The sequence below is a fragment of the Vibrio sp. SCSIO 43133 genome (assembly GCF_023716845.1).
GTDB classification, from domain to species: Bacteria; Pseudomonadota; Gammaproteobacteria; order Enterobacterales; family Vibrionaceae; genus Vibrio; species Vibrio mediterranei.
Genome location: NZ_CP068024.1, coordinates 2,240,145 through 2,263,267, shown reverse-complemented (window position 1 = coordinate 2,263,267; position 23,123 = coordinate 2,240,145). Strand labels below are relative to the sequence as shown.

Here is a 23,123-nt window from a genome sequence, read left to right as displayed (position 1 = left end):
TTCATTGGGTTGCTACTAAATTTCTTTTCAAAGGGACATATTACCTGTCAATTTTTACGGTTCAACCTTTATTGTGGTTATTCAGCATAAATTGATTCAGTAACGTATCGAGTTGGTGGGAGAGTTGCTGCAAATCCATGCTAATTTGGTGAGTTTGAGTCGCCGAGTCCGAGGCTTCATTGGCATGCTCACTAATTACGACGGTTTTTTGACCAACGTTTTCGCTGGTTTCTCGGTTAGCTTGTATTTGCTCTTGCACTTGACTAGCTATGTCAGTCGTAGCCTCAATTTGAGATACAACGGTCTGCATTTTATCTGCCAGTGCTTGAACCTCATCCGCTCTTTGGTGAGCTGTTTCGGAGACGTTTCGAACCGCTTGAACAGAATGGCTACTGCCTTGTTGGAATTTGGCAATGATATCTTCAATATCATTAGTCGCTTGCGTGGTTCTGCTAGCAAGAGAGCGAACTTCATCTGCTACAACCGCAAAACCACGCCCTTGTTCCCCAGCTCGCGCAGCTTCAATAGCAGCGTTGAGTGCAAGCAAGTTTGTTTGGTCTGCGATACCTTTGATTGTCGACAGAATTGCTGAGACTTGCTCTGTCTGTTCATTAAGCTCAGAGATATGAGAGGAGACTTGAGTAATGTCTTGTACCAACGACTCGATATCATTACTTGCAGATTGAGCTTCGGTGCTGCTCGCCTTTGTCAGTTCACACGTCTCTTGCATCAACTGCGATGCACGTTCGGTTGCGTTACTGACTGTAGCCTGTTGCTGTTTCAGCATCTGCATGTTGGATTCTACTGCCGCGGTTTCATCAAGCTGACGTTTGGCGATAGATTCGTTATTTTCCGCAATGCTTGTTAGCTTATCTGCATTTGAACTGACAGTTTGTGCCGTAGATTGCACTTTAGTCAGGCTATCTGAGACCGTGTCTAGAAATGCATTGATGTCATTAGTTAAATCACCGACTTCATCATTTTGTTTTTGCGATAATCTAATGGAGAGATCTTTGCTGCCACTTACACGAGTCATAAATTTGGATGTTGTCTGGACTGGTCCAACAATAAATCGACGAGCAATAAATATCGTTGCTAAGTAACCAAGAAATGCGATGGCAGCCATAATCGCGACAGCAATAGCGGTTCGCTTATTGATGAATCCATTGACTTGATTCAGGTTGTATTCGATGCGAATGGCACCCAATACTTCGCCTTCTTTTGTCATGTGGCAGGTAATGCAATTAGTACCTCGATAGTTGGTGCTTGCCTCCATTGGTAGGGCAACGACTAGGCCGCTTCCCCAATCTGCTTGGAACGGCTCTATAACCGTTTCGCCATTGAGGGCACGTTTATCGATGTCATCGACCGCCACTTGGTTTTCTAAACCTTGTCCATATAGCTTGGAAACAGCATCTCCTCTAAGAACACGAACGTTTTCAATATTCTCCTGAGCTAGTGCTTTATTTCTCAGCGTTTCTTTTTGAGCCATGGTACCTGTGAGCATCATCATGTTTAAGCTATCGAAATAGTTACTTGCTTTGTCATGAAGTTGTTCACTGAGGACTGAATAGATGAGATCCCTTTGTTGGTTATATTGATAAGTTGTCGAAATAATAACCACTGTTCCAAAGACCAATATAAGCGCTATTAAAAGTTTATTTGTAATTGTTAGACGCATAGTTTTTATTGTTAATGATATGGGCTGACGGAGTGAATATTAAGTTAACTTACCGGTGCTCTGGAAGGCATTTATTGGTAAAACCTCGAAAAGCTCATGGTTTTTTATGCAACTAATCTTGGAATTGAGAAATGAGACAAATATAAGTTGAGTTGGTATTTGTTGGTATGAGTTTAAATCGATGATGAAATACAAGGTGTGGATGAGTGGTGGTTTGTACCCTAAGTTTAATTATCGGTTGATCAAATCTTAATAAGCTTCTGACTAAATGTTGACAGTCTTTCCGTTAGGCAGGAGTAAAACATCATGAAATGTAACTAGTTGTAAATTAATTATGACCGAACAAAATCTCGAAAACACAACGTCTAGAGGCAATGTTAAAGGTAAAGAGTGTCGACTTAGAATAAGTCTAATTGCCATTCTGATTACGTTGTCTGGCTACTATTTGTGGGTTTTATATTTAGCGGCAACACCGAATGTAACGGTGGGCTATCAAACGTATTACATTGATAAAGCCACGCTTTTTTGGGGCAAGGATAATAACAACTTAGTGCTGCCTTTGTCAGGGATTATTGAGCCCGGAGAGCAGTCCCCATTTATTAGTCGTGAAGGCTGGAACTACGACTTACACACCGAGCTTGAGCGTAATAAAAATGAAGGTAGGAGACTGGTTCATTCTGGCGGTGTGTATTTTAACTTTGACCAAAACCCAACTCGTTCCGTGTATGTAAAAATTGATCTAGCGAAAAGCATTACTGAGCCCGTTTACGTTTCCATCGATGGTGAACATAAGACACGATTGGAGCCTATCGGTCAGCTGTCTCTTGCAGCTACATTGCCCGCAGCAAATATCGATGCGGCGCGTCCCATCCAATATATGCAATTTGAAACTCCGGCGAGTCTAACGGTCACCAAAATAACGATTAAGGACGGGGCTGATGAAAAGTAGCAACGAGTTTAGTTTATCCATATTAGTTCCCGTGTTTAATGAAGAAGAGTCGATCATACCGTTTATTGATGCGCTGGATAATGCCCTCAATGGAATGCGTCATCAATTAGATATTGTTTTCGTCAATGATGGTAGCTCTGATCGAACTCGCACGGTTATTGAAGAATTGATAGGCAAAGATAAACGGGTCACTTTAGTGAATTTGGCCCGAAATTTCGGTAAAGAAGCGGCGATGACAGCAGGTCTTGATCATGTTAGAGGTGATGCGTGTGTCATTATGGATGTTGACCTTCAAGACCCTCCTGAACTCATATTAGAGTTTGTTAAAGAGTGGCAGACAGGTGAGTGGGACACTGTTTATGGCGTGCGCGAAGATAGAAGCAAAGACACGTGGATGAAACGAGTCTCTGCTGGTGGCTTTTATCGAGTCTTCAACTGGCTCGCATCAGAAACAACCTTGCCGGAAAATGCAGGTGACTTTCGTTTGATTGATCGAGTAGTGATAGAGGCGATGCGTCAACTACCGGAGAGAAATCGCTTTATGAAAGGCTTATTGGCTTGGGGGGCATTTCGTTCTAAAGGGATTACTTTTAAGCGTCCTGAAAGACATGTTGGTGAAACCAAATTTAATTACTGGAAGTTGTGGAATTTTGCAGTAGACGGTTTACTGAGTTTTACTGCATGGCCGTTGCGAATATGGGGATTTGTAGGGTGTGTGATTTCTCTACTCGCTTTTCTGTTTATGCTAAAGATAGTGATTGGCGCAACCTTCTTTGATATTAAGACTCCGGGATATGCCTCGACTATTAGTGTTGTACTTTTCTTAGGTGGCATTCAGTTGATCTCGCTTGGCATTATCGGCGGCTATATCAGCAGAATGTATCGTGAAATGAAACAGAGACCAATTTACCTTGTAGAAGGAATATATGGTCAATATGACAAGAGAAATAACCCAGAACAACCCCCTCTATCCGGGACGCAGAAAGTCGAGAAAGTGAGTTCAGTCCATGCATAATCCAAACTCTTCAATAATGTTAACCAAAGACCAATGGATAACACTCTTGCTGGCAGTGATCACTAGTCGTATCGTTTTTGCCGCTTTTGGTTTAATAGGAACGTACTCATTCAACCCTGAAGCGATCAAGGACATCGATATTTGGCATCAAATGTGTCGCTTTGACTGTGTATGGTTTAGGCGAATAGCGGAAGATGGTTACGCGCTAGTGCCTAGCTATATGAGGCAAAGCAACGGAGCTAACTGGGCGTTTATGCCCATGTCCCCTTATCTCGCGAAAACAGTGAATTACGTCGTTAATAACATCAACCTGTCATTGGTCTTAGTGTCTAATGTGACCCTCATTGCTGGCACTGCTGCTTTAGTGATGGCATTGAAACAGATGAAGCTCAGCAATAATGCGCAAGATACGGCAATATGGTTAATGTGCTTCTCGCCTTATACGGTTTATTCATTAGCGGGCTATTCTGAGCCGCTGTATATTGCCTTGGTAGCAGGACTCTTCATTGCTTGTTATCGCCAGAATTGGTTATTGGTCGCTGTATTAGGGATGTTAGCTGCAGTGACGCGAAATCTAGGTGTGATGTTAGTATTCTCTGTACTCATTATTGGCATCCAGCACTATGGGTTAAATAGTTTTTATCGATTTAAAACTCGCGGTTTGGCGGTTATTGCGGCTATTTGGGTCATCCCATTAGGCTTCTTTACTTACATGGCTTATTTGTACTTCCATATGGGAGATGCATTGGCATTCGGTCATATTCAAGTGGCGTGGGGCAGAACCTTTAGTAATCCATTTGTTTGGTTGGAATATGGATTTGAAAGAGGTGGTCCAAAGCTCTATCTCACCATTGTTTCTTTACTTGGCTTCGCACTTAACGGCTATCTAATCTACAAAAAGCGTTATGCTGAAGCGCTATTTATGTTTATCAACTTAGTGATACCTTTATCATCGGGTGTAAATGCGATGCCACGTTATATCTTTGGTTTGTATCCTACTTATCTGGCGATTATCTTGTTGCTTGAATCTTACCCAAGAGCAAAAATGCCAGTACTGTTGTGCGGTGCAGCCATGTCGACATTTATATCTATCGGGTTTTTCTCGTCGTCGTTCTTTACGGTATAGCTTGAGATAGAGCTCGGTTTTCAGTAGGATTGCGTGTCATTTTTTAACAGAGATATCCTATGAAAACTGAGTTGTATAAAGAGTTCATGTTCGAAGCTGCACATCATCTTCCGCATGTGCCAGAGGGCCACAAGTGCGGTCGTCTGCATGGACACTCTTTTTTAGTGCGTCTCTATGTTGAAGGTGAAGTCGATCCGCATACTGGTTGGGTAGTCGATTTTGCAGAGATCAAAGCAGCATTCAAACCAATTTACGATCGTTTAGACCACTACTACTTGAACGATATTGAGGGACTAGAGAACCCTACCAGTGAAGTACTGGCCAAATGGATTTGGGGGCAGCTTAAGCCTAACCTACCGCTATTAAGTAAAGTAGAGATCAAAGAAACGTGTACTGCAGGTTGTATCTACAAAGGCGAATAAACCGCTAGCTGCTAAACGTTACTATGACCATAAAAAAACCGAAGCTCAGGCTTCGGTTTTTTGTTATTGGAATTTACCTATTAGCAAACAACCTTGATTGCCAAACCGCCTTGAGAGGTTTCACGGTATTTAGCATTCATGTCTTTACCCGTTTCAAGCATAGTTTCGATAACTTTATCCAATGACACACGAGGTGCAGAAGCACGACGAAGCGCCATTCGAGTCGAGTTAATTGCCTTAACCGCAGCAATACCATTACGTTCAATACATGGTACTTGAACTTGTCCAGCAACAGGGTCACAAGTTAGACCGAGGTTGTGTTCCATTGCGATTTCAGCTGCCATACAAACTTGCTCAGGGCTTCCACCCATAAGTTCAGCAAGACCTGCCGCCGCCATAGAACATGCAACACCAACTTCACCCTGACAACCTACCTCTGCACCAGAAATCGATGCATTTTGCTTGTACAGTCCACCGATTGCGCCCGACGCAGCGAAGTAGCGGATGTAGTCTTTTTCAGTCACGGTTTGGATAAACTTGTCGTAGTAAGCAAGTACTGCTGGAATGATGCCACAAGCACCATTGGTTGGAGCGGTAACTACGCGACCACCTGCTGCGTTTTCTTCGTTTACAGCAAAAGCAAACATGTTCACCCAGTCAACTACCGACATCGGGTCAGTTGTGGTTTTTTCTGATGTGATCAATTGTTGGCGAAGTGCTGCTGCACGACGTGGAACACGCAGTGGACCAGGCAGAATGCCTTCAGTGCTCATGCCGCGTTCCATACACTCACGCATTGTTTTCCAAATATTAGCGAAGTACGTACGAGTCTCTTCATCTGAGTGTACAGCGTGCTCATTAGCCATAACCAGTGTGCTGATTGATAGGCCATTTTCTTTACACAGTTCTACCAGTTCTTCCGCTGAGTTGAACTCATAAGGAGCTTTTAATGCTGATACTTCTTCTTTTCCGAAGTGCTCTTCATCAACAATAAAGCCGCCACCAATAGAGTAGTAAGTTTTTGAATACGCTTTTTCGTCATCGATCCAAGCGTGGATCTGCATGCCGTTTTCGTGAAGCTCTAAATTAGTGGAGTGGAAATTCATGCCGCCGTCACGAGGAAATGAAACGGTGTGACAGTGCATGCCAACTGGAAGACGCTCTGTTTCTTCAACACGGGCAATGAAACTTGGGATTGAGTCGATGTCGACTTTTTCTGGTGAGTTACCAGCCAAACCCATAATGATTGCGATATCTGTGTGGTGACCTTTCCCTGTCAGTGATAGTGATCCATAAACATCTACAGTGATCTTGGTGATGTCTCTTAGCTTACCCATTGAACGCAGGTCGTCGATGAACTCTTTACCAGCTTTCATCGGGCCTACGGTGTGAGAGCTTGAAGGTCCAACACCAATTTTGTAGATATCAAAAACACTGATCATACTGATTTACCTCTAGAAAAGCCCCCAAAGTACATGGAGGCTTATATTATCGTTATTGTTTAACCGAGATGTTCAACTGACGAAGTCAATTAAAAAGCGCCGTAGATTACAGAAGTAATCGCTGCAATACCACAGATTGCTGTAAAGATTTGTACAGGTGCTGAAGTTTGGAACTTAGCCATAGCCGGTACTTTCTTCATTGCATATACAGGCATTAGGAATAGGATTGCCGCAATCATTGGCGCGCCCATTGTTTCAATCATGCCTAGGATGCTTGGGTTGATGATAGAAACAATCCAAGTAGTAATAACGATGAATAGTAGAGATGCTTTCTCGATCTTAGAAACTGGTGCTTTAGAACGAGACTTACCTAGACCTACAAGACCTTCGTGTGCACCTAGGAAGTGACCAAAGTAGCTTGAAGTGATTGCGGCGAACGCAACAACAGGGCCAAGGATAGAAATCAGTGGAGATTCGTGAACGTTAGCTAAGTAAGAAAGAACAGAGATGTTTTGCTCTTGTGCAATCGCTAGTTGCTCTGGAGATAGAGATAGAACAACAGAGAATACGAAGAACATTACAAAGCCCATTAGCATCATCGCTGCACCGCCAGTGATCATGTCAGTCTTCTTAACCGCATCTTCACCGTATACACGACGCTGTTCTTTAGAGAACTGGCTAATAATTGGGCTGTGGTTGAAAGAGAAAACAATGATTGGAATCGCTAGCCAGATAACTGCTGGCATTGAACCCCAGTCAGGGCTAACGCTCATCATTGAAGTATTCCAATCTGGGATTAGGTATACAGATAGAGCAAGTAGGATGAATACTAGTGGGTAAACCATCGCGGAAGTCGCTTTCAGCATAAGCTCTTTCCCGAATACTACACCACAAGTCATCGCTGCAATCAGACAGCCTGAAAGCAACCAGCGTGGGATAGATTCCATACCCATTTGGTTCACTAGGAATGAATCAACTGTGTTTGTGATACCTACACCGTAGATTAGAACGATTGGATAGATAGCGAAGAAGTATGCAAAAGTGATGAGGTTCGCACCAGTTTTACCAAAGTGTTCTTCTACTGTGTCGGTAATATCCGCTTCTGGGTTCTTAGCAGAAAGAACGAAGCGAGCTAAGCTTTTGTGTGCAAACCAAGTCATTGGTGCTGCAATTAGGGCTAGGATAACTAATGGCCAAAAGCCGCCAGCACCTGCTTTAATTGGAAGGAAAAGTACACCAGCACCAACCGCCGTACCGAATAGAGAAAGAGCCCAGGTGAAATCCTTATAGGTCCACTTAGACGAAGAACGGCTCGTTGCCGTAGTAGTTGTGGTAGTCATAGTTTGTTACTCATTTTGGGAACAGGAAATAAGTCGGGGGCATTTTGCATGCTTTTCTCACGTGAAAATTAGATCTAGGTCATGATTTGTAGCGGGATATTGATACTAATGATGGATTCGTTATTTGGGTCACGTTTTTTACGTGCCAGAGATTAGATTGACTATTGCGATGCATTAGTAAAACTAATGAAAAATAACGCAATCGATTGGCTGGTGTTGGTGGTCTGTTAACTAAGTTGCAGCTGTGTTTGTAAACTTTCAATAATTTGTGCGGTCACGCCCCAAATGAAGTGCTCTTTATATGGAATAGAGAGAACGCGGTGTGGTTTTCCACGTACAGTAAATTGCAATGCTGACATGTTTTCTGGATGAGCAAGAAACTCAAGTGGTACCTCAAATAGAAAGTCCACTTCATTAGCATCTATCGAAGGGCGGTAATTACTATCCACAAATGCAAGAACAGGTGTAACGTTAAACTGGGTAACGGTGACCAAACGAGGAAGATGACCAATGACGGATACTTCGTCATAGCGTAAGCCTATTTCCTCTTCAGCCTCGCGAAGAGCAGTGAAGGTTGCGTCTAGGTCATCTTCTTCAACTTTTCCTCCAGGAAAACTAATTTGTCCCGGATGATGCTTCAAATGGCTTGCGCGTTTCGTCAATATGACATGCAGACACTGATTTCTTTCAACTAAACCAATAAGAACGCTCGCTTCCCTGAGCGCTGATTTATCAAGATGTTCCGTCCTTGATTTAGAACCATCATGATAGTCTGCTAACTGATGTAACTGGAATCGTTCTAAAAATTCGTGCTTAGTCATTGGTGCCTTACTGTTTAGTTACACGGCGGAAGCGAGATATTCATTAATTTGCCCCTTGATAACATCGAGCTCTTGAACAACAAACTGAATATCTTCGCTGTTAGGAGCATCACTGTTTCTGGTTGAACCTTCTATAGCTTCGAGTTTTTCGACGGCCTTAGTCTCACCAAAGCTGGCTAGTATGCCTTTTAATGAATGGGCGGTAATAAATAGCTCACTCCAGTTTTGTTCGTTGAACAAGGCTTGGATTTTTTCCGCACCATCCTCGTGTTCTTCCATAAATGCCATGAATACCGCAGCGATGATATCGTCGTCATTATCCATGTAGCCGCGCAATACCTCAAAATCTATCATTGTAGCGTCCCTGTTGTTGTAAAGAGTGAATAAGTAGTGTTCCTAAGTAGATTACCTACCAACTTCAGATAGTTACAAAAATAGTATAGTTCATAGAAAATTAAAATCTGCAGAAACACACGATCTAAACTTGAACGACCATGAAACTAAATTTCTAATACTTTTATACTATTTTTAAGAGAATTTAGCTTATTCGATAGGACTAAATTTTGATGCATAGCATAAACGCGTCTATGCTTATTCGTGCGACTTAGATCACACCAATAATAATTAATTGGCTAGGAGTAGCGCCATACAAAGGAGCTAATGATGAGCACAAGGACAGAAAGGCTTAACAAACAGTACGAAGAGCGTGGTACAGATTTCTATTCAAAGTATATCCATGACGTCGTGGGTATCGACTTGCTATCGCCCGAGCAAGAGTATCATTATGCGACGTTAGCACGCCGGGGTGATAAGGCTGCTCGAGACGTATTAATCGAATCTAACTTACGATTGGTAGTAAAAATCGCCAGAAATTATACGAAGAGAGGGTTGAGTAATCACACGATTCTTGATCTCATCGAAGAAGGGAATTTGGGACTTATTAAAGCGATTGACAAATTCGAACCAGAAAAAGGTTTTCGCTTTAGTACTTACGCAGTTTGGTGGATTCGTGAAAGCATCGAGTCTTCACTAATGAACACGGGACGAACCGTTCGCCTGCCAGTTCATGTGATTAAAGAAATAAACCGATTATCGAAGCAAACTAACGAGATTATTGCTGATCTTCAACGCCCGCCATCTGTTAAGGAAATCGCTGAAAAAACCGCGAAATCTCAAGCTCAGATCAGTGATTTGATCCACATGAGTGGCTTTATTGAGTCGAGTTCATCTGTTGATACTATTGATAAAGAATTTCAAAGTTTAGAAACTTGTAAGTCAGAGGCTATCCCAGAGCCATACGATATATGTCACAACGAGAAGTTATTGCAGAGTCTAGAAAGTGTGGTCTTGTCTCTTCCAGAAAAATACCGTGACATTGTGATTCATCGGTTTGGTTTGTTTGGCAAAGAAGTGCTAACACTGGACAATCTGGGAGAAATGTTTGGGCTATCGAAAGAGCGAGTACGTCAGCTTCAACAGGAAGGGATCAGCAAGTTGCAAAACAAACTTAAATTTGACGGTTGGATCAACTAACCAGGCGAAGTGAGTTAGTGAACTTTTAAGACGTTTTCTACTTGTTCCAGCAGAAGCATTAATCGATCTTTTGAGCTCGATGGCTTCATAGCTGTCATAAGACGTTTGAACGCGGCTCTGTAAACTCGGTTTTTGATAACCAGTAACAGAGTCGCTTCTAATTTCCGTAATCGTGTTGCACTGTCCTCAGCGTCAATCGAAAGTTCGTCAATTTTGTTGGATGAACTCAGTTTGTGTTTTTCAAAACAGGGCACATACCCTGATAAATACCACGCTTCAACCATCTCTCTAACTTCAATTTCCTCAAGTGGAACCTCATTCTCAGTGAAAGTCACTTGATCAGGAAGCGATTGATTATATTCCGTGTCGAATATGTCATTTACATATTTATACATACGTATCTACGGTAGCAGTATGGCTAACGTCCGCTATCTATTGATAATATTAAATATAAGCTAACAGGATGAAAATTAAAAGTAATTGTATTAGTTGCTTATCTATTCGTGTGACTCTAATCCAATATGCTTTGTTAGCAAATATTCCAAATATGCTTTCTCGATAGACCCGCGTCGCCATATTGTTGCGACACGCTTTGCAGCAAAATAGTAGGCTTTGTGTTTTAGCAGAGTATTCAAAGTACAGCTAAGCCGTGAGAAGTTATCTGCATGTGTCCAGAAATCCATTTTGATATCTGCAGCGGTTTGAAAAGGAGATAGCCCTGTTTCCATCCAGCAACGTAAAATCTCTCTTATTTCAAGTTCTTCTTCCGGAATATCGCCGCTAACGAGGTTAACTTTAAGGGGAGGTGATATTCGATATCGTTCATCGTATACGTCATCTACATACACATATCGCATGACTCGCTCCTTGCTCCTAAATCTAGTCAACAAGCTAGGAGGGAATCTGAAGTATTCAACTTTAAATTCTCAGCTAAGGTTAACTTGATTTCATATTCCTATTGCCTAGTTTACTTCTGTACACGTTGTTGGCAGATAACTATAAGAAGTGAGAGGCGAATGCTTTCTACCACACATGACGAAAATAAAACATTTTGGTCGGAAGATCTCTCGGAGATTACGTCGGTAATTTCCAAAGGCGAGTTCTGGCGTAATGTGCTGTGTTGTGAGGATAAGTTAATCACAGTTCAACCTCCGTCGATTGATTATGTTAACCAAATCTTGCTGTTGATCCGTGATGTTCAGTTTAACGGTCTACCTGCAGCTGTGCCCATTGCACTTGAAACAACAACCGAAGATCTGTTTATTGTTAAGTTCGAAATCTATCTGATTTTGGACAACAAAGTGAAAGGTAGTGTTGAACTACTGTCACAATCACAGGCTCAGATTAGTGTGTTCTCAATGATTGAACATCTGCTTGATGATCCACATCGTGGTGTTTTAGTGACTAATCATGAACATAATGTGTTATTCACCAACAACCGCTTGTGCTACGAACATAATGTATCGCCCATTAGTGTGTTGGGTAGAAACATTTCTGACATACAATTGCTCCAAAGTGATAGTAGTCATATGGAAGTGTTTAAAAGTATGATTTCTCAGGCTTCACGTTGGCAGGGCGCTGTTATCACGAGAGCTCGCGATTCCCATGCTCGTCTTGAGACGATCAGTGTGAAAAAGATCGAGTTGTCAGACGGCAAGCATATCTTTGTGTACATTTTTTTTGGCGATAATTTTACAGAGAAGAGCACGGATAAATCAGCGCATATCAATTTTAAGCAGGAGACAGCGCAGGATGAAGCCTCTTTTAGAAAAAGTGCCAGTGAGTTATCCAAAAAGAACGGAAAATATATTGTTATCAGCTTCAAGCCGCACTTTTATAGTGAGTTAGAAAAAGAGTCACGTGGCAAAGTCCTTGCTGCACTAAAGTCATCACATGACAAATCCAGCTTTGGGTATTTGGGGCGCAACACGTTCATCGCACTTGTCAAAATTCGACAAAGTGACGTCGAAGATCTGGCGACTATCAATCTATGCATCAAGCAGTTTTTCAAGGGCATGAGAAAATACCTCGATGACCATTTGGTTAATGATATAGCCGACGGTCAGGTTGGTGTTGCACTTCATGGATTCAATGGCTGTGGTATTGATGAAGTTATCTCTCAGTCGGTACAAGCTATGTTCGTTCATGACTCAAGCGGCAGTAGCGTCAATTTTTATGATGAAAAGCTAGTTCAAGGCAATATACGCAGAAAGCGCTTAGAACAGCTTTTGATAGATGCAATACGAAATAAAGCTATCGACGTCAACTTCCAACCAATTGTCGATACGCATACGGGGGAAATAGTAAAGCTTGAGGCGCTTTGCCGATTCCGTTTTCAAGATATGTCGTACACGGTTCAAGAAATGATCCACCTAGCAGAAGAACTCAAACTCATTTCTGCACTGGATCTAATGGTCGCTGAAAGAGCCATTGAGGAGTTTGTTAGCATAAACTCAGGTGTCTCTAAAAAACTATCGTTGTCACTTAATTGCTCAATTGCTGAATCGGGTCAACCTTCGATTCATCTCCTGGATTTATTCGAACTTATTAAACGGTCTCCAGTCGACAATGATGCGGTGACAATTGAAATAACAGAAACGGCCTATTTCGAAAATAATGTGAACAATGCCAACCTGTTAGAGAAAATTCGCTCTGCTGGTATTAAGATTGCGGTTGATGATTTTGGTACCGGTAGTTCGTCCTTTTCTTATTTTAACGACTTCCATTTTGATGAGCTAAAAATCGATCGTAAGTTCATTACCAATATCAATGAGGTTAAACAGAAATATTTTGCCGTAAATATGCTTCGGCAGCTTTCTCACGACTTGAATATTAAAGTCGTCGCTGAAGGGGTAGAGAAAGTCTCTGAGTTGGAAACGCTAAAGTCTATTGATGTCGATTATATCCAAGGCTATTTCTTTTATCGTCCATTGTCCTCTAGTCAGGTTCGTGAAGTTCTTAAGTATGCTTCTGACGCTAAGCGACATTGATTTTATTCAGACGGGTAGAGTATGTGATGAGTGTAGATAGCTATCGACATCAAATCGTTGAATTTCAGTCTGGCTTACTCGTGTTTTCGAGAGATTACCTAATAACTCATATTGAAAAACTCAACGGAATAACACCGGAGCAAGTTCTTTGTGACAGTGGTGTAGGTATCTTTAGAGACTATGGAAATGGTGTCTATGCTTACTTACCGAACAAAGAGTTTGGAGGAACACTGGAGCTCCGCTGCTTGATCGAAGGTGTGCCATTGCGAGTGCAATGTAATCTTCTATCGGTGCCTCACATCGTGGTTCCCGAACAATTTCAATTAGCGCAATCCAAGAGCAGTCCAATTGGTTATTCAGTCCTTTCGGACGGAACCATAGCTATCAGCCGAAGTGCTCTTGTCAAATTTGTGAATAAGAGCGCGGGTCATTCAGATGCATCGATACAAGGAAGTGAGTTCCAAGTTAGGTCAGTAATGACTGCCACAGCAAATTATCAAAGTAAACTGACGAAAGAGTTTTGTTTTATTTCTCCACCGTATACACATTCCAAAAATAGTTTTCAGCCCCTGTCTTGTGAATTGTTAGTTGAGGCGCTCAATCTTCACAGCGAGCAGAGTTTGGACTTAGTTCTGCGTTTTGATTTTACTTTGTTGAAGGACCTAATAGTAAAGACAGAGAACGGTATGTGTTCACGAAAAGCACTTGAACAAAAAGATCTTGTTGGTTCTCCTACACAGTTTGCAAGTCCGATAGTGTATGTTGATGCTGTTTACTCATTTTCAAATCAGAGCTTTTTACGTCGTTTGCCGAATGGTTCTTTCAGTCAACCCAAAACTGAGTCGGAAGGATATATTTACTTATTGTCTGATGCGGTTGACTACATTGCCACTGGAATTTTCATGCCACACATGCAAGCGGCACCGATTCAGACCAGCCTTAAAGCGTCGAACAAGTGGTGTGATATCGAAGTAAATAAAAAAGATCTTATTTCCAACTCGGTGAGCCGGCAGTGTGCAAAATCTATTCACCAATTAGCGTTCGAGCATTCTGATTTAGTTCAAGTAAAATCAGAAAGCGAGGGTGACCTAACCTTGTCGTCTGTTAATCGTAGCAAAGGACTCGGAAAACTCTCTTTGTCAGGTGATGATGGAGAAAGTAGTGAAGGCTATTTAACTTTCGATCTGGTCTTTATGCCTAACTTGATTTTCGATAACTGTATTCAAACTAAAAGCGGCAACTATTGGGAAGTTTCGACTCGCGAGATTAAAGCACTGCTGAGCCGAAGAGTTCGCAAGCGTATCGCACATATTGATGTTAATTGCAGTGATGGGTTAGTGACTGCCAACAACATTAATACATTTACGTTATGGTCTGTGAACTGCCAAGCACAAACACAACTGAACTTAACCTTGAGTTTTGATGATGGAACATTGGGCTTTTCATCAATAACCATTTAACTAGGTTATTGATTGTGAACACGTATTAACTTGGATTTAGTGTGAATATTGTTCTAGAACTTAACTAAGAGGATTAATTATTCATCGAGCCTACCAATGATTAGGTTCAATATCGAAAAGAGAGTACCTCAACTCTCAATCTTGGGGAGATTGGCTATGAAAGGAATCATTTTTACCGAGTTTATGGAACTCGTTGAAGAAAAGTTCGGCTTAGAAGTATTGGACGAAGTTCTTGAAATGTCAGGGGATGAAGGTATCTATACAGCTGTTGGGAGTTACGATCATAGAGACCTTGTGAAGCTAATTGTTAACCTTAGTAAGAAAACCGATATTGCGCCTGATACATTGCAGCAAGTGTTTGGTCAGACCGTGTTTAAAGCACTACTGGCATCTATTCCGGACAGTGCCAGTATTGGCCAAAGCACATCTACATTTCAGTTCATTCGCCACGTAGAAGATTACATTCATGTTGAGGTGAAAAAACTCTACGCGGATGCAGAACCTCCTAAATTTCATTTCATTAGTGAGACAGAAACAGAAATGGTCATGGACTATCAGAGCGCTCGCTGTATGTCTAACGTATGCTTGGGGTTAATAGAAGGGTGCGCAACCCACTTTGGGGAAACCGTAGATGTCAAAATGAGTCCTCAAACAGAAGACGGAAGCGTGGTCAGGTTTAGCTTATCTTTAGTGTGAATTGACTATGACGAGTAGTGCGGCGATTGAAAGAAAACTCAAGCGTGAAATAGCGGCCAGAAAGGCGGCTGAGAGTTTACTCGAAGCTAAAAGCTTAGAATTGTTTAATGCCAATCAACAATTAGAAGTGGCTCTAAAACAAGTAGAGCAGCGCTCAGAGGCTAGCTTTAAACGGCTGGAGTTTCAGCAGCATATTGAGCGAATTCTAATTCAGTTTGGAAGAACCTTTTTACGTAGCAACCTTGATGATGTACTACTTGCGGATTTAGTCAAACAATTAACGGATGCTGCTGAGGGCATCTCTTATAGTATTGAGTTGACTGAAAACCTTATACCTACCCTTAAACATAATCTTTTCAACTCAACTAAGGTAATAAATGAAGCCAGCACGTCTCCGGCCTTACAAGCTTCTATACCAATTCAAGTCGAACAGAAAAACGTTGGGAAATTGGAGGTTAACCTTGTTGGTGAAGATTTTGACTTGGCCTTTATTGAAAGCCAAATGTCATTAGTTTGTGAACTGTTGTCGAGCTCCATAACACGCCAGTTAATCAACTTAAGACTTGTTACATCGAAAGAGCGCGCAGAAGCGTCGGAACGTTCGACTCGTGAGTTTCTGGCAATGATCAATCATGAATTGAGGACTCCTTTAAATGGATTACTAGGGAGCGTTGAGTTGTTGGCAGATACTGATCTGAAAGGTGCTCAACAAGAGCTTCACAGTAATTTAAGTCAATCTGGTCAACTACTTAGGTCGATTATTAATGACCTCTTGGATTTCAGTAAGATTGATGCAGGAATGTTAGAGTTAATCGAATCAACATTCAAATGGACCAACCTTCAATCAACGTTGTGCAGTATTTTTGAGCACAAAGCGGCGGAGAAGCAAATTGGATTTACAATTTGCGCTGACGGCTTCTCTAACAAGAACTTCAAAGGCGATTTAGAACGTATCACACAAATTTTCGTCAACCTTATTGGTAATGCAATTAAATTCACCGATGAAGGAAGTGTTAAAGTTACGCTAACCTCGCAGGAAGGTGGGATTGGCTTTTCAGTAACAGACACGGGAATTGGTATCAGTCAGACGGCTCAGAAGAAACTGTTTCAACCGTTTATTCAAGCAGACAGGTCTAGTTCACGTAACTACGAGGGAACAGGGCTCGGATTAGCCATCTGTAAAAGACTTGTCGAGCTAATGGGTGGCTCAATTTCGTTAACCAGTGAGTTAGGGAAGGGTACAACGTTTTATGGTTTTTTACCGTTGCAGGTTGAAGATGTTGACGATAACGAACGGATAAAACAGAACCTTGATACTGTGGTACAGGATTTTTCTGCCCTTAAGATTCTGGTCGTTGACGATATTAAAATGAATCAGGTCGTGATTACTAAAATGCTGAGCAAAGTCGGTATCACACCTGATCTTGCTGTTAATGGCCTTGAAGCGGTTGAACATGCGACCAATCAGCAATACGACATCATATTTATGGATTGTAGAATGCCAGTGATGGATGGATTTGAAGCAACGAAACGACTACGAGACGCAAGTTACGCCAAACCCATCGTGGCGCTAACCGCAGGCACAACACGAGAAGAACGACAAACTTGTTATGATGTGGGTATGGACGACATCCTATCCAAACCTTATACCGCAAAAGACTTGACCCTCACACTCTCTAAATGGGGGCCAAGCTCTGGCTTAGATGCGCTCTGACTAGAGGTTGCCAAGGGTTGGCAAAATTCTACCTAATTTATCGAAGGTTTCTTGATACTCTGCATCACATTCGCTATCGGCGACGATACCGCCACCGGCCCAAGCATAGATTTTACCTTGTTTTGCGATGAGTGTTCGAATGGTAATGCTGGTGTCCATAACGCCATGAGCACTGATGTAGCCAATGCTACCGCAATATACACTGCGAGTGTGAGGTTCTAGTTCCTCAATGATTTCCATGGCTCGTATTTTAGGTGCGCCAGTTATTGAACCTCCGGGGAAACAAGCTCTAAGAAGGTCTGTAGCGCAGTATTCTGGAGCTAACTCGCCAGTTACCGTACTTACCAAGTGATGAACTGCAGGGAAGCTTTCGATATCAAAAAGCTTAGGCACTTTAACACTGCCTGGAGTTGCTACTCGTCCGATATCATTGCGGAGCAAATCCACAATCATCAAATTTTCTGCCTGATCTTTGGTCGCTGCTTTTAGCTCTTCTGCGTACGCTTTATCTTGTTCCACATCGACTGATCTTGGTCGAGTACCTTTAATTGGTTTGGTTTCAATACAGTTTTGATGAAGCTGTAAGAAACGCTCAGGGGAAACACTGATTATCGCGCTATCGTTGGTTCGGATAAAGGCACTAAACGGTGCTTGATTCTGGTTGTCCAATAGATTAAATGCCTGCCACTCACTACCAGTATATTGAGCTTGATGTCGTTGCGCTAAGTTAATCTGATAGCAGTCTCCAGCAGAGAGATAGTTTTGTACTGAAAGAAATTTGTCTTGGTATTGTTGTTTGGTCATGTTGGACTGCCAATTCGACACCAACGTAAACGGATCCTCTTGAGGGGAGACTTGGCGTTCTAACCATTGCTTATGAAATTCAGGGTTGTTACCTACGATGGCAGCTCGCTGTTCTTGATGGTCAACGACTAATGCCCAATCATAAATACCGATAGACATATCGGCGGCTTGGATGTCGTTCTCTGCTTTTATTGGCAAACGTTCCACTCTGCGTCCTAGATCGTATGCGAAGTAACCAACCGCACCTCCAATGAATGGCCAGTTGGTAGAATCTTTCCTGAAACCAACTAAGTTCTCTATCAAATCGTTAACGATGGCAAATGGATCTTGGTCACTTTCTGACACTTCGTCTCCAACCATAACTTTGGTGATAGCACCAAACGTTTCGACGGTTGCGACTGGTTGAGAGACCAAAATATCAAATCGGCTGTTCTCATGACTGGCGTCTGACGATTTCAGTAGCATCGACCAAGGAAGTTGCTCAATCTCAGCAAACTTGTCTCGGGCTAGGTCTTGGTAATAAGGAAGGTCAACGAATTGAATAGATAGTCTTTCTTTTGTGTTCATTTGCTTAAATTGTGACAGAAACGTTGTCGCACTCATGGCGCATAGTGGAAAGCAAGAGTATCATATTTTCACAATAAAAAGTCGGACAATTATCCCTGAAAATACTGCGGGTTAAGGCGTGGTACAGGTTCAAAGAAAGTTCGTAATTCTGGAAGCTAAAATTATAAAGAGGTATTCAATGGCGGTTATTCGTAAAGAAGATGTGATCAGTAGTGTTGCTGATGCATTGCAATACATCTCGTATTACCATCCCCTCGACTTTGTTCAAGCCCTAGATAAAGCTTATCAAAAGGAAGAAAGCCAAGCGGCAAAAGATGCCATCGCGCAAATTCTCATTAACTCGCGCATGTCCGCAGAAGGTCATCGACCAATTTGCCAAGATACAGGTATCGTTACCTGCTTTGTGAACATTGGTATGAATGTCCAATGGGACTCTGATCTAACTGTTCAAGAGATGATCGATGAAGGCGTTCGTCAAGGTTATACCAACCCTGATAACCCGTTGCGTGCATCTGTGCTAAAAGATCCAGCAGGTAAGCGTATTAACACCAAAGACAATACGCCAGCTGTGGTTCATATCAATATGGTGCCAGGGGATAAAGTTGAAATTCAAATCGCAGCGAAAGGCGGCGGTTCTGAAAACAAAACCAAAATGGTCATGCTTAATCCATCTGACGACATCGCAGAATGGGTAGAGAAAACCTTACCTACAATGGGGGCAGGTTGGTGTCCACCAGGTATGTTGGGTATAGGTATTGGCGGTACGGCAGAGAAAGCGGCAGTACTTGCAAAAGAATCTTTGATGGAGCATATCGATATTCAAGAGCTTATCGAACGTGGTCCTTCTAATGCAGAAGAAGAGCTTCGCCTTGATATCTTTAACCGTGTCAACAAACTGGGCATTGGTGCTCAGGGTTTGGGCGGCTTAACGACCGTTGTCGATGTTAAAATCAAAACCGCACCAACTCACGCAGCTTCTAAGCCTGTGTGTATGATTCCAAACTGTGCGGCAACCCGTCACGTTCACTTCACCCTCGATGGAACTGGCCCTGCAGAGCTTACGCCACCAAAATTGGAAGAGTGGCCAGATATTACATGGGAAGCTGGCGAAAATACTCGTCGAGTGAATCTTGACACTATCACCAAAGAAGACGTTCAAGAGTGGAAAACAGGTGAGACTCTATTGCTCTCTGGGAAAATTCTGACAGGTCGTGATGCAGCGCACAAACGTATTCAAGGGATGTTGGAGAGTGGTGAAGGTTTGCCAAAAGGTGTCGACTTTAAAGGCAAATTTATCTACTACGTAGGTCCAGTAGACGCCGTTGGCGACGAAGCAGTAGGACCAGCTGGCCCAACAACATCAACTCGTATGGATAAATTTACTGACATGATGCTGTCTGAAACTGGACTAACTGGCATGATTGGTAAAGCGGAGCGTGGTCCTGCGGCGATTGAGTCTATTAAAGAGCACAAGGCTGTGTACTTAATGGCTGTCGGCGGTGCGGCATATTTGGTAGCTAAGGCGATTAAGAAAGCCAAAGTGGTTGCGTTTGAAGACTTAGGTATGGAAGCTATTTACGAGTTTGAAGTAGAAGATATGCCTGTGACTGTCGCGGTAGATTCAAGCGGAGCGAATGCTCACCAAATTGGTCCAGATACGTGGAAAGTTAAGATAGCGGAAGCAGAAAAAGTTTCTTAATCCGCTTAGAAAAAGTGGGTGTGTGAACGCATACTCACTTTTTTTTATCTATAATTCAGGCGTATACTAAAAAACATACTAGAAAAAGAACCAAGGAGAGAGCAACAATGCCTCGATTCATACAAATATTACAAATTGCGTTATTGCTAGTAGTGGGATTTTTCGTTGGCTACGATTTAATACTGCACGGTATCAGCATCTTTAATGAAAAATACGTCACCATGGCTTGTGTGCTGACGGTTCTGTTGGAAATCGCGCTGTTCGTCATTTATAAGTTAATTGAAGACGATTAGGACGCTCTCAAAGTTTCACGTAAACCCCTGAATATTTTCAGGGGTTTTTTGTTCATGTTTCGTTAATCTCGTATAGTGCAAACTTATCCCATTAGTTTTATTGGAGTACGTTAAATGAGCCGAATTGGTCAAGAAGTATCTGATCTTCTGCATCGTAGTATGGACTCTCATGTTCGAATTGCCGTGACGGGTTTGTCGCGAGCAGGTAAAACGGCGTTCATCACTTCACTGGTTAATCAACTGTTGCATACCTCTACGCACGAGAATTTACCTCTGTTGGACTGTGCTAGAGATGGACGATTGATCGGCGCCAAGCGTGTCCCGCAGTCTAACTTAATGGTTCCACGTTTTGCTTATGATGACGCGATGAGTCAACTGCATGCAATGCCACCAAGTTGGCCTGAGCCTACGCGCGATGTAAGTGAGATACGATTGGCGGTTAAGTATAAGCCAGCAAAAGGGGCGAAACGCTTAATTAGCAAAACGTCGACTCTGTATATTGATGTCATTGATTATCCGGGAGAGTGGTTACTCGATTTACCACTACTCGATTTGACCTTTGAGCAGTGGAGTGAGTTGCAGTTTGAGAATCTAACGGGTATTCGCCGCGAATGTGCCCAAGACTGGCTGACTAAGCTTGAGCAGTTTGATGCCACTGGAGAAGAAAACGAAAAGCAAATAGCCGACATTTCCGAGAGCTTTACTCAATATCTGTATGCCTGCAAAGAGCGTGGATTACATTGGGTGCAACCAGGACGCTTTGTTCTTCCGGGTGAATTAAAAGGCGCACCAGTACTGCAGTTTTTCCCTTGTCAGGCTCCGTCAGACAAAGTCGCTAAGACGAGCGGTTATGCGATGCTCAAGCGCCGCTATGAAGAGTATCAAACCAAAGTGGTGAAGCAATTCTACAAGAATCACTTTGCGACATTTGATCGTCAGATTGTGCTGGTGGATTGTTTACAGCCATTAATGGCAGGCTCAGAAGCGTTTCACGATATGAAAGATGCGCTGCAACAAATTATGAAGAGTTTCCGCTATGGACAATCTAGCTTACTACGTCGCTTGTTCTCTTCACGAATAGATAAAATTCTGTTTGCCGCCACAAAGGCTGATCATGTCACGCCAGATCAGCACAACAACTTAGTGAGCTTGTTACAGCAAATGGTACATCCAGCGTGGCAAGATACTGCGTTCGAAAATATAGAAATGAGCTGCATGAGCGTCGCTTCCATCAGAGCGACCGAAGCAGGATTTGTAGGTAAAGGAAATGAGAGCAGTGCTGCGCTAAGAGGAACGACCTTGAATAATGAAACCATGACCTTGTATCCCGGTGATGTGCCAGCCCGCCTCCCAAAGGCTGAGTATTGGAAAAACAATCAGTTTGAGTTTACCTCATTTAGACCGCTTGAAACGGCGGTTGACGAACCTTGCGGGCATATTCGACTTGATAAAGCACTGCAGTATTTGATTGGAGATAAACTTCGATGAGTGATATCAAAGGTAGAAAAGTCTTCACTGAGGATACTTCCGAAATAGAATCTTCAGTGGATATAAACAGCCAAAAGCTGTTTGAACCAGAACAGGCGTTCATACCTGTTGAACATGAAGCAAATGATCAACAGGACGAGCTAGAGCTTGAAAGAGTAGTCAAAGGAAGCAGCAAAAAAGGCTGGATTGCCACTACTTTATTAACGGCATTTGCAGGCTTAGTTGGTTGGCAAGCGATAGATAACGTCGTGACTGCTGCCAATACCGGAGACTGGTTGTCTTTAGGTTGGTCAGGCTTGATTACCGCAGTAGCGGCAATGGGTATTGGGGCGTTTGGTAAGGAGCTGTATAAGCTTCGCAAACTGAAAGACCACTTTTCGGTTCAGGAACAGGCCGAAGCACTGATTGCCAACGATGGAGTGGGGCAGGGTGAAAAATTCTGTCAAAAGCTAGCTGATGAGGCGGGGATACAACCTGAAAACCCTTCGTTTGACCGCTGGAAGAACAGTATTCACAGTGCGCATAGTGATGCTGAAGTGCTAAATATGTACCAGTCCATGGTACTGAAAGAGCAAGATAAACAAGCACTGGCTGCAGTGTCGAAGTTATCGGGGGAAGCGGCAATTTTGGTGGCTCTGAGTCCATTGGCTATTGCTGACATGCTTCTCATCGCTTGGCGTAATTTCCGAATGATCGACAAATTATCAGAGGTTTACGGCGTAGAGTTAGGTTACTGGTCAAGACTTAAGTTGTTCAAACTCGTATTAATGAACATTGCATTAGCGGGTGCCAGTGAACTTGCCATTGAATCAAGTGCGGATATATTGTCGATGAACTTGGCAGAAAAACTTTCAGCCCGAGCTGGACAAGGCCTTGGTGTGGGGCTACTAACAGCTCGTTTGGGTTTGAAAACGATCAGTCTTATGCGACCAATCCCGTTTCCAAATGAAGAGCGTCCAAAACTGGGTTCAATTCGTAAGTCTGTATTGGAAAGTTTGAAGAGCAAGCTTAGTTAAGCGTTTGTTCATTTGAATCAACTGAAATAGTAACGGCAGTTCTTGTCACGAGAACTGCCGTTATTCG

General features: G+C 42.6%; 21 protein-coding genes. 13 read left to right on the top strand and 8 right to left on the bottom strand.

The window, feature by feature from the left end:
* Nucleotides 1–61 precede the first annotated feature (61 nt).
* Nucleotides 62–1,681 carry a methyl-accepting chemotaxis protein gene (locus JKJ11_RS10705; protein WP_252038154.1) on the bottom strand — a complete coding sequence of 540 codons (1,620 nt, stop codon included), beginning with the start codon at nucleotides 1,679–1,681 and terminating at the stop codon, nucleotides 62–64.
* A gap of 334 nt (nucleotides 1,682–2,015) precedes the next feature.
* Here JKJ11_RS10705 and JKJ11_RS10700 point away from each other — a divergent pair, with 334 nt between their 5' ends.
* Genes JKJ11_RS10700 through queD form a run of 4 tightly spaced genes read left to right on the top strand, consistent with a single transcriptional unit; the run spans nucleotide 2,016 to nucleotide 5,193 of the window.
* Nucleotides 2,016–2,630: a hypothetical protein gene (locus tag JKJ11_RS10700; protein WP_240206090.1), complete on the top strand. Its 615-nt coding sequence runs from the start codon at nucleotides 2,016–2,018 to the stop codon at nucleotides 2,628–2,630.
* Entirely contained in the window at nucleotides 2,620–3,645 is a 1,026-nt protein-coding gene (locus tag JKJ11_RS10695; RefSeq protein WP_006073716.1) for a glycosyltransferase family 2 protein, read from the top strand. Before JKJ11_RS10700 ends, JKJ11_RS10695 begins: the two co-directional genes overlap by 11 nt.
* The gene (locus JKJ11_RS10690; RefSeq protein ID WP_252038153.1) at nucleotides 3,638–4,771 is read left to right on the top strand and encodes a hypothetical protein; all 1,134 of its coding nucleotides are present in this window, start codon (nucleotides 3,638–3,640) and stop codon (nucleotides 4,769–4,771) included. The genes JKJ11_RS10695 and JKJ11_RS10690 overlap by 8 nt, the downstream gene beginning before the upstream one ends.
* 59 nt (nucleotides 4,772–4,830) lie before the next feature.
* Nucleotides 4,831–5,193: a 6-carboxytetrahydropterin synthase QueD gene (queD, locus tag JKJ11_RS10685; RefSeq protein ID WP_006073712.1), complete on the top strand. Its 363-nt coding sequence runs from the start codon at nucleotides 4,831–4,833 to the stop codon at nucleotides 5,191–5,193.
* Nucleotides 5,194–5,273: 80 nt separating this feature from the next.
* On the opposite strand, the gene JKJ11_RS10680 is transcribed toward queD, so the two are convergent.
* From JKJ11_RS10680 to JKJ11_RS10665, 4 genes are all read right to left on the bottom strand, one after another.
* Nucleotides 5,274–6,635, bottom strand: coding sequence for an L-serine ammonia-lyase (locus JKJ11_RS10680; protein ID WP_006073710.1), 1,362 nt, complete (start codon nucleotides 6,633–6,635; stop codon nucleotides 5,274–5,276).
* 89 nt (nucleotides 6,636–6,724) lie between these two features.
* Entirely contained in the window at nucleotides 6,725–7,975 is a 1,251-nt protein-coding gene (locus JKJ11_RS10675; RefSeq protein ID WP_038225865.1) for an aromatic amino acid transport family protein, read from the bottom strand.
* 227 nt (nucleotides 7,976–8,202) lie between these two features.
* A complete protein-coding gene (locus JKJ11_RS10670; RefSeq protein WP_006073708.1) occupies nucleotides 8,203–8,796 on the bottom strand; it encodes a CoA pyrophosphatase in 594 nt (197 codons plus the stop codon).
* Nucleotides 8,797–8,814: 18 nt separating this feature from the next.
* Entirely contained in the window at nucleotides 8,815–9,150 is a 336-nt protein-coding gene (locus JKJ11_RS10665; protein ID WP_006073707.1) for an Hpt domain-containing protein, read from the bottom strand.
* Nucleotides 9,151–9,456: 306 nt separating this feature from the next.
* Between JKJ11_RS10665 and JKJ11_RS10660 the strand changes: the two genes are divergently transcribed.
* The gene (locus JKJ11_RS10660; RefSeq protein ID WP_252038152.1) at nucleotides 9,457–10,329 is read left to right on the top strand and encodes a sigma-70 family RNA polymerase sigma factor; all 873 of its coding nucleotides are present in this window, start codon (nucleotides 9,457–9,459) and stop codon (nucleotides 10,327–10,329) included.
* Nucleotides 10,330–10,343: 14 nt separating this feature from the next.
* On the opposite strand, the gene JKJ11_RS10655 is transcribed toward JKJ11_RS10660, so the two are convergent.
* Nucleotides 10,344–10,724, bottom strand: a complete 381-nt coding sequence (locus JKJ11_RS10655) for a hypothetical protein (RefSeq protein ID WP_006073701.1) — start codon at nucleotides 10,722–10,724, stop codon at nucleotides 10,344–10,346.
* A gap of 102 nt (nucleotides 10,725–10,826) precedes the next feature.
* Nucleotides 10,827–11,186, bottom strand: a complete 360-nt coding sequence (locus tag JKJ11_RS10650) for a hypothetical protein (RefSeq protein ID WP_198557992.1) — start codon at nucleotides 11,184–11,186, stop codon at nucleotides 10,827–10,829.
* Nucleotides 11,187–11,345: 159 nt separating this feature from the next.
* Here JKJ11_RS10650 and JKJ11_RS10645 point away from each other — a divergent pair, with 159 nt between their 5' ends.
* From JKJ11_RS10645 to JKJ11_RS10630, 4 genes are all read left to right on the top strand, one after another.
* Entirely contained in the window at nucleotides 11,346–13,319 is a 1,974-nt protein-coding gene (locus tag JKJ11_RS10645; RefSeq protein WP_006073697.1) for an EAL domain-containing protein, read from the top strand.
* Nucleotides 13,320–13,345: 26 nt separating this feature from the next.
* Nucleotides 13,346–14,779: a hypothetical protein gene (locus tag JKJ11_RS10640; RefSeq protein WP_252038151.1), complete on the top strand. Its 1,434-nt coding sequence runs from the start codon at nucleotides 13,346–13,348 to the stop codon at nucleotides 14,777–14,779.
* 156 nt (nucleotides 14,780–14,935) lie between these two features.
* Complete coding sequence (locus tag JKJ11_RS10635) at nucleotides 14,936–15,475, top strand: heme NO-binding domain-containing protein (RefSeq protein ID WP_006073693.1); 540 nt, start codon at nucleotides 14,936–14,938, stop codon at nucleotides 15,473–15,475.
* Between the two features lie 7 nt (nucleotides 15,476–15,482).
* Nucleotides 15,483–17,189: an ATP-binding protein gene (locus tag JKJ11_RS10630; RefSeq protein ID WP_252038150.1), complete on the top strand. Its 1,707-nt coding sequence runs from the start codon at nucleotides 15,483–15,485 to the stop codon at nucleotides 17,187–17,189.
* Here JKJ11_RS10630 and pabB read toward each other — a convergent pair whose 3' ends face one another.
* Nucleotides 17,190–18,560 carry an aminodeoxychorismate synthase component I gene (gene pabB / locus JKJ11_RS10625; protein WP_252038149.1) on the bottom strand — a complete coding sequence of 457 codons (1,371 nt, stop codon included), beginning with the start codon at nucleotides 18,558–18,560 and terminating at the stop codon, nucleotides 17,190–17,192. It abuts the gene before it with no gap.
* 178 nt (nucleotides 18,561–18,738) lie between these two features.
* On the opposite strand from pabB, the gene JKJ11_RS10620 reads away from it, so the two are divergent.
* The 4 genes from JKJ11_RS10620 to JKJ11_RS10605 all read left to right on the top strand — a co-directional run bounded on the left by JKJ11_RS10620 (nucleotide 18,739) and on the right by JKJ11_RS10605 (nucleotide 23,056).
* Entirely contained in the window at nucleotides 18,739–20,259 is a 1,521-nt protein-coding gene (locus JKJ11_RS10620; RefSeq protein ID WP_038225844.1) for a fumarate hydratase, read from the top strand.
* 107 nt (nucleotides 20,260–20,366) lie between these two features.
* Nucleotides 20,367–20,552: a hypothetical protein gene (locus JKJ11_RS10615; protein ID WP_006073687.1), complete on the top strand. Its 186-nt coding sequence runs from the start codon at nucleotides 20,367–20,369 to the stop codon at nucleotides 20,550–20,552.
* Nucleotides 20,553–20,666: 114 nt separating this feature from the next.
* Complete coding sequence (locus JKJ11_RS10610) at nucleotides 20,667–22,040, top strand: YcjX family GTP-binding protein (protein WP_240206085.1); 1,374 nt, start codon at nucleotides 20,667–20,669, stop codon at nucleotides 22,038–22,040.
* The gene (locus JKJ11_RS10605; RefSeq protein ID WP_006073684.1) at nucleotides 22,037–23,056 is read left to right on the top strand and encodes a YcjF family protein; all 1,020 of its coding nucleotides are present in this window, start codon (nucleotides 22,037–22,039) and stop codon (nucleotides 23,054–23,056) included. The genes JKJ11_RS10610 and JKJ11_RS10605 overlap by 4 nt, the downstream gene beginning before the upstream one ends.
* Nucleotides 23,057–23,123 lie beyond the last annotated feature (67 nt).

Coding starts and splice junctions, on each gene's coding strand:
- JKJ11_RS10705 (WP_252038154.1), bottom strand. CDS start 1,681: ATGCGTCTAACAATTACAAATAAACTTTTAATAGCGCTTATATTGGTC.
- JKJ11_RS10700 (WP_240206090.1), top strand. CDS start 2,016: ATGACCGAACAAAATCTCGAAAACACAACGTCTAGAGGCAATGTTAAA.
- JKJ11_RS10695 (WP_006073716.1), top strand. CDS start 2,620: ATGAAAAGTAGCAACGAGTTTAGTTTATCCATATTAGTTCCCGTGTTT.
- JKJ11_RS10690 (WP_252038153.1), top strand. CDS start 3,638: ATGCATAATCCAAACTCTTCAATAATGTTAACCAAAGACCAATGGATA.
- queD (WP_006073712.1), top strand. CDS start 4,831: ATGAAAACTGAGTTGTATAAAGAGTTCATGTTCGAAGCTGCACATCAT.
- JKJ11_RS10680 (WP_006073710.1), bottom strand. CDS start 6,635: ATGATCAGTGTTTTTGATATCTACAAAATTGGTGTTGGACCTTCAAGC.
- JKJ11_RS10675 (WP_038225865.1), bottom strand. CDS start 7,975: ATGACTACCACAACTACTACGGCAACGAGCCGTTCTTCGTCTAAGTGG.
- JKJ11_RS10670 (WP_006073708.1), bottom strand. CDS start 8,796: ATGACTAAGCACGAATTTTTAGAACGATTCCAGTTACATCAGTTAGCA.
- JKJ11_RS10665 (WP_006073707.1), bottom strand. CDS start 9,150: ATGATAGATTTTGAGGTATTGCGCGGCTACATGGATAATGACGACGAT.
- JKJ11_RS10660 (WP_252038152.1), top strand. CDS start 9,457: ATGATGAGCACAAGGACAGAAAGGCTTAACAAACAGTACGAAGAGCGT.
- JKJ11_RS10655 (WP_006073701.1), bottom strand. CDS start 10,724: ATGTATAAATATGTAAATGACATATTCGACACGGAATATAATCAATCG.
- JKJ11_RS10650 (WP_198557992.1), bottom strand. CDS start 11,186: ATGCGATATGTGTATGTAGATGACGTATACGATGAACGATATCGAATA.
- JKJ11_RS10645 (WP_006073697.1), top strand. CDS start 11,346: ATGCTTTCTACCACACATGACGAAAATAAAACATTTTGGTCGGAAGAT.
- JKJ11_RS10640 (WP_252038151.1), top strand. CDS start 13,346: ATGAGTGTAGATAGCTATCGACATCAAATCGTTGAATTTCAGTCTGGC.
- JKJ11_RS10635 (WP_006073693.1), top strand. CDS start 14,936: ATGAAAGGAATCATTTTTACCGAGTTTATGGAACTCGTTGAAGAAAAG.
- JKJ11_RS10630 (WP_252038150.1), top strand. CDS start 15,483: ATGACGAGTAGTGCGGCGATTGAAAGAAAACTCAAGCGTGAAATAGCG.
- pabB (WP_252038149.1), bottom strand. CDS start 18,560: ATGAACACAAAAGAAAGACTATCTATTCAATTCGTTGACCTTCCTTAT.
- JKJ11_RS10620 (WP_038225844.1), top strand. CDS start 18,739: ATGGCGGTTATTCGTAAAGAAGATGTGATCAGTAGTGTTGCTGATGCA.
- JKJ11_RS10615 (WP_006073687.1), top strand. CDS start 20,367: ATGCCTCGATTCATACAAATATTACAAATTGCGTTATTGCTAGTAGTG.
- JKJ11_RS10610 (WP_240206085.1), top strand. CDS start 20,667: ATGAGCCGAATTGGTCAAGAAGTATCTGATCTTCTGCATCGTAGTATG.
- JKJ11_RS10605 (WP_006073684.1), top strand. CDS start 22,037: ATGAGTGATATCAAAGGTAGAAAAGTCTTCACTGAGGATACTTCCGAA.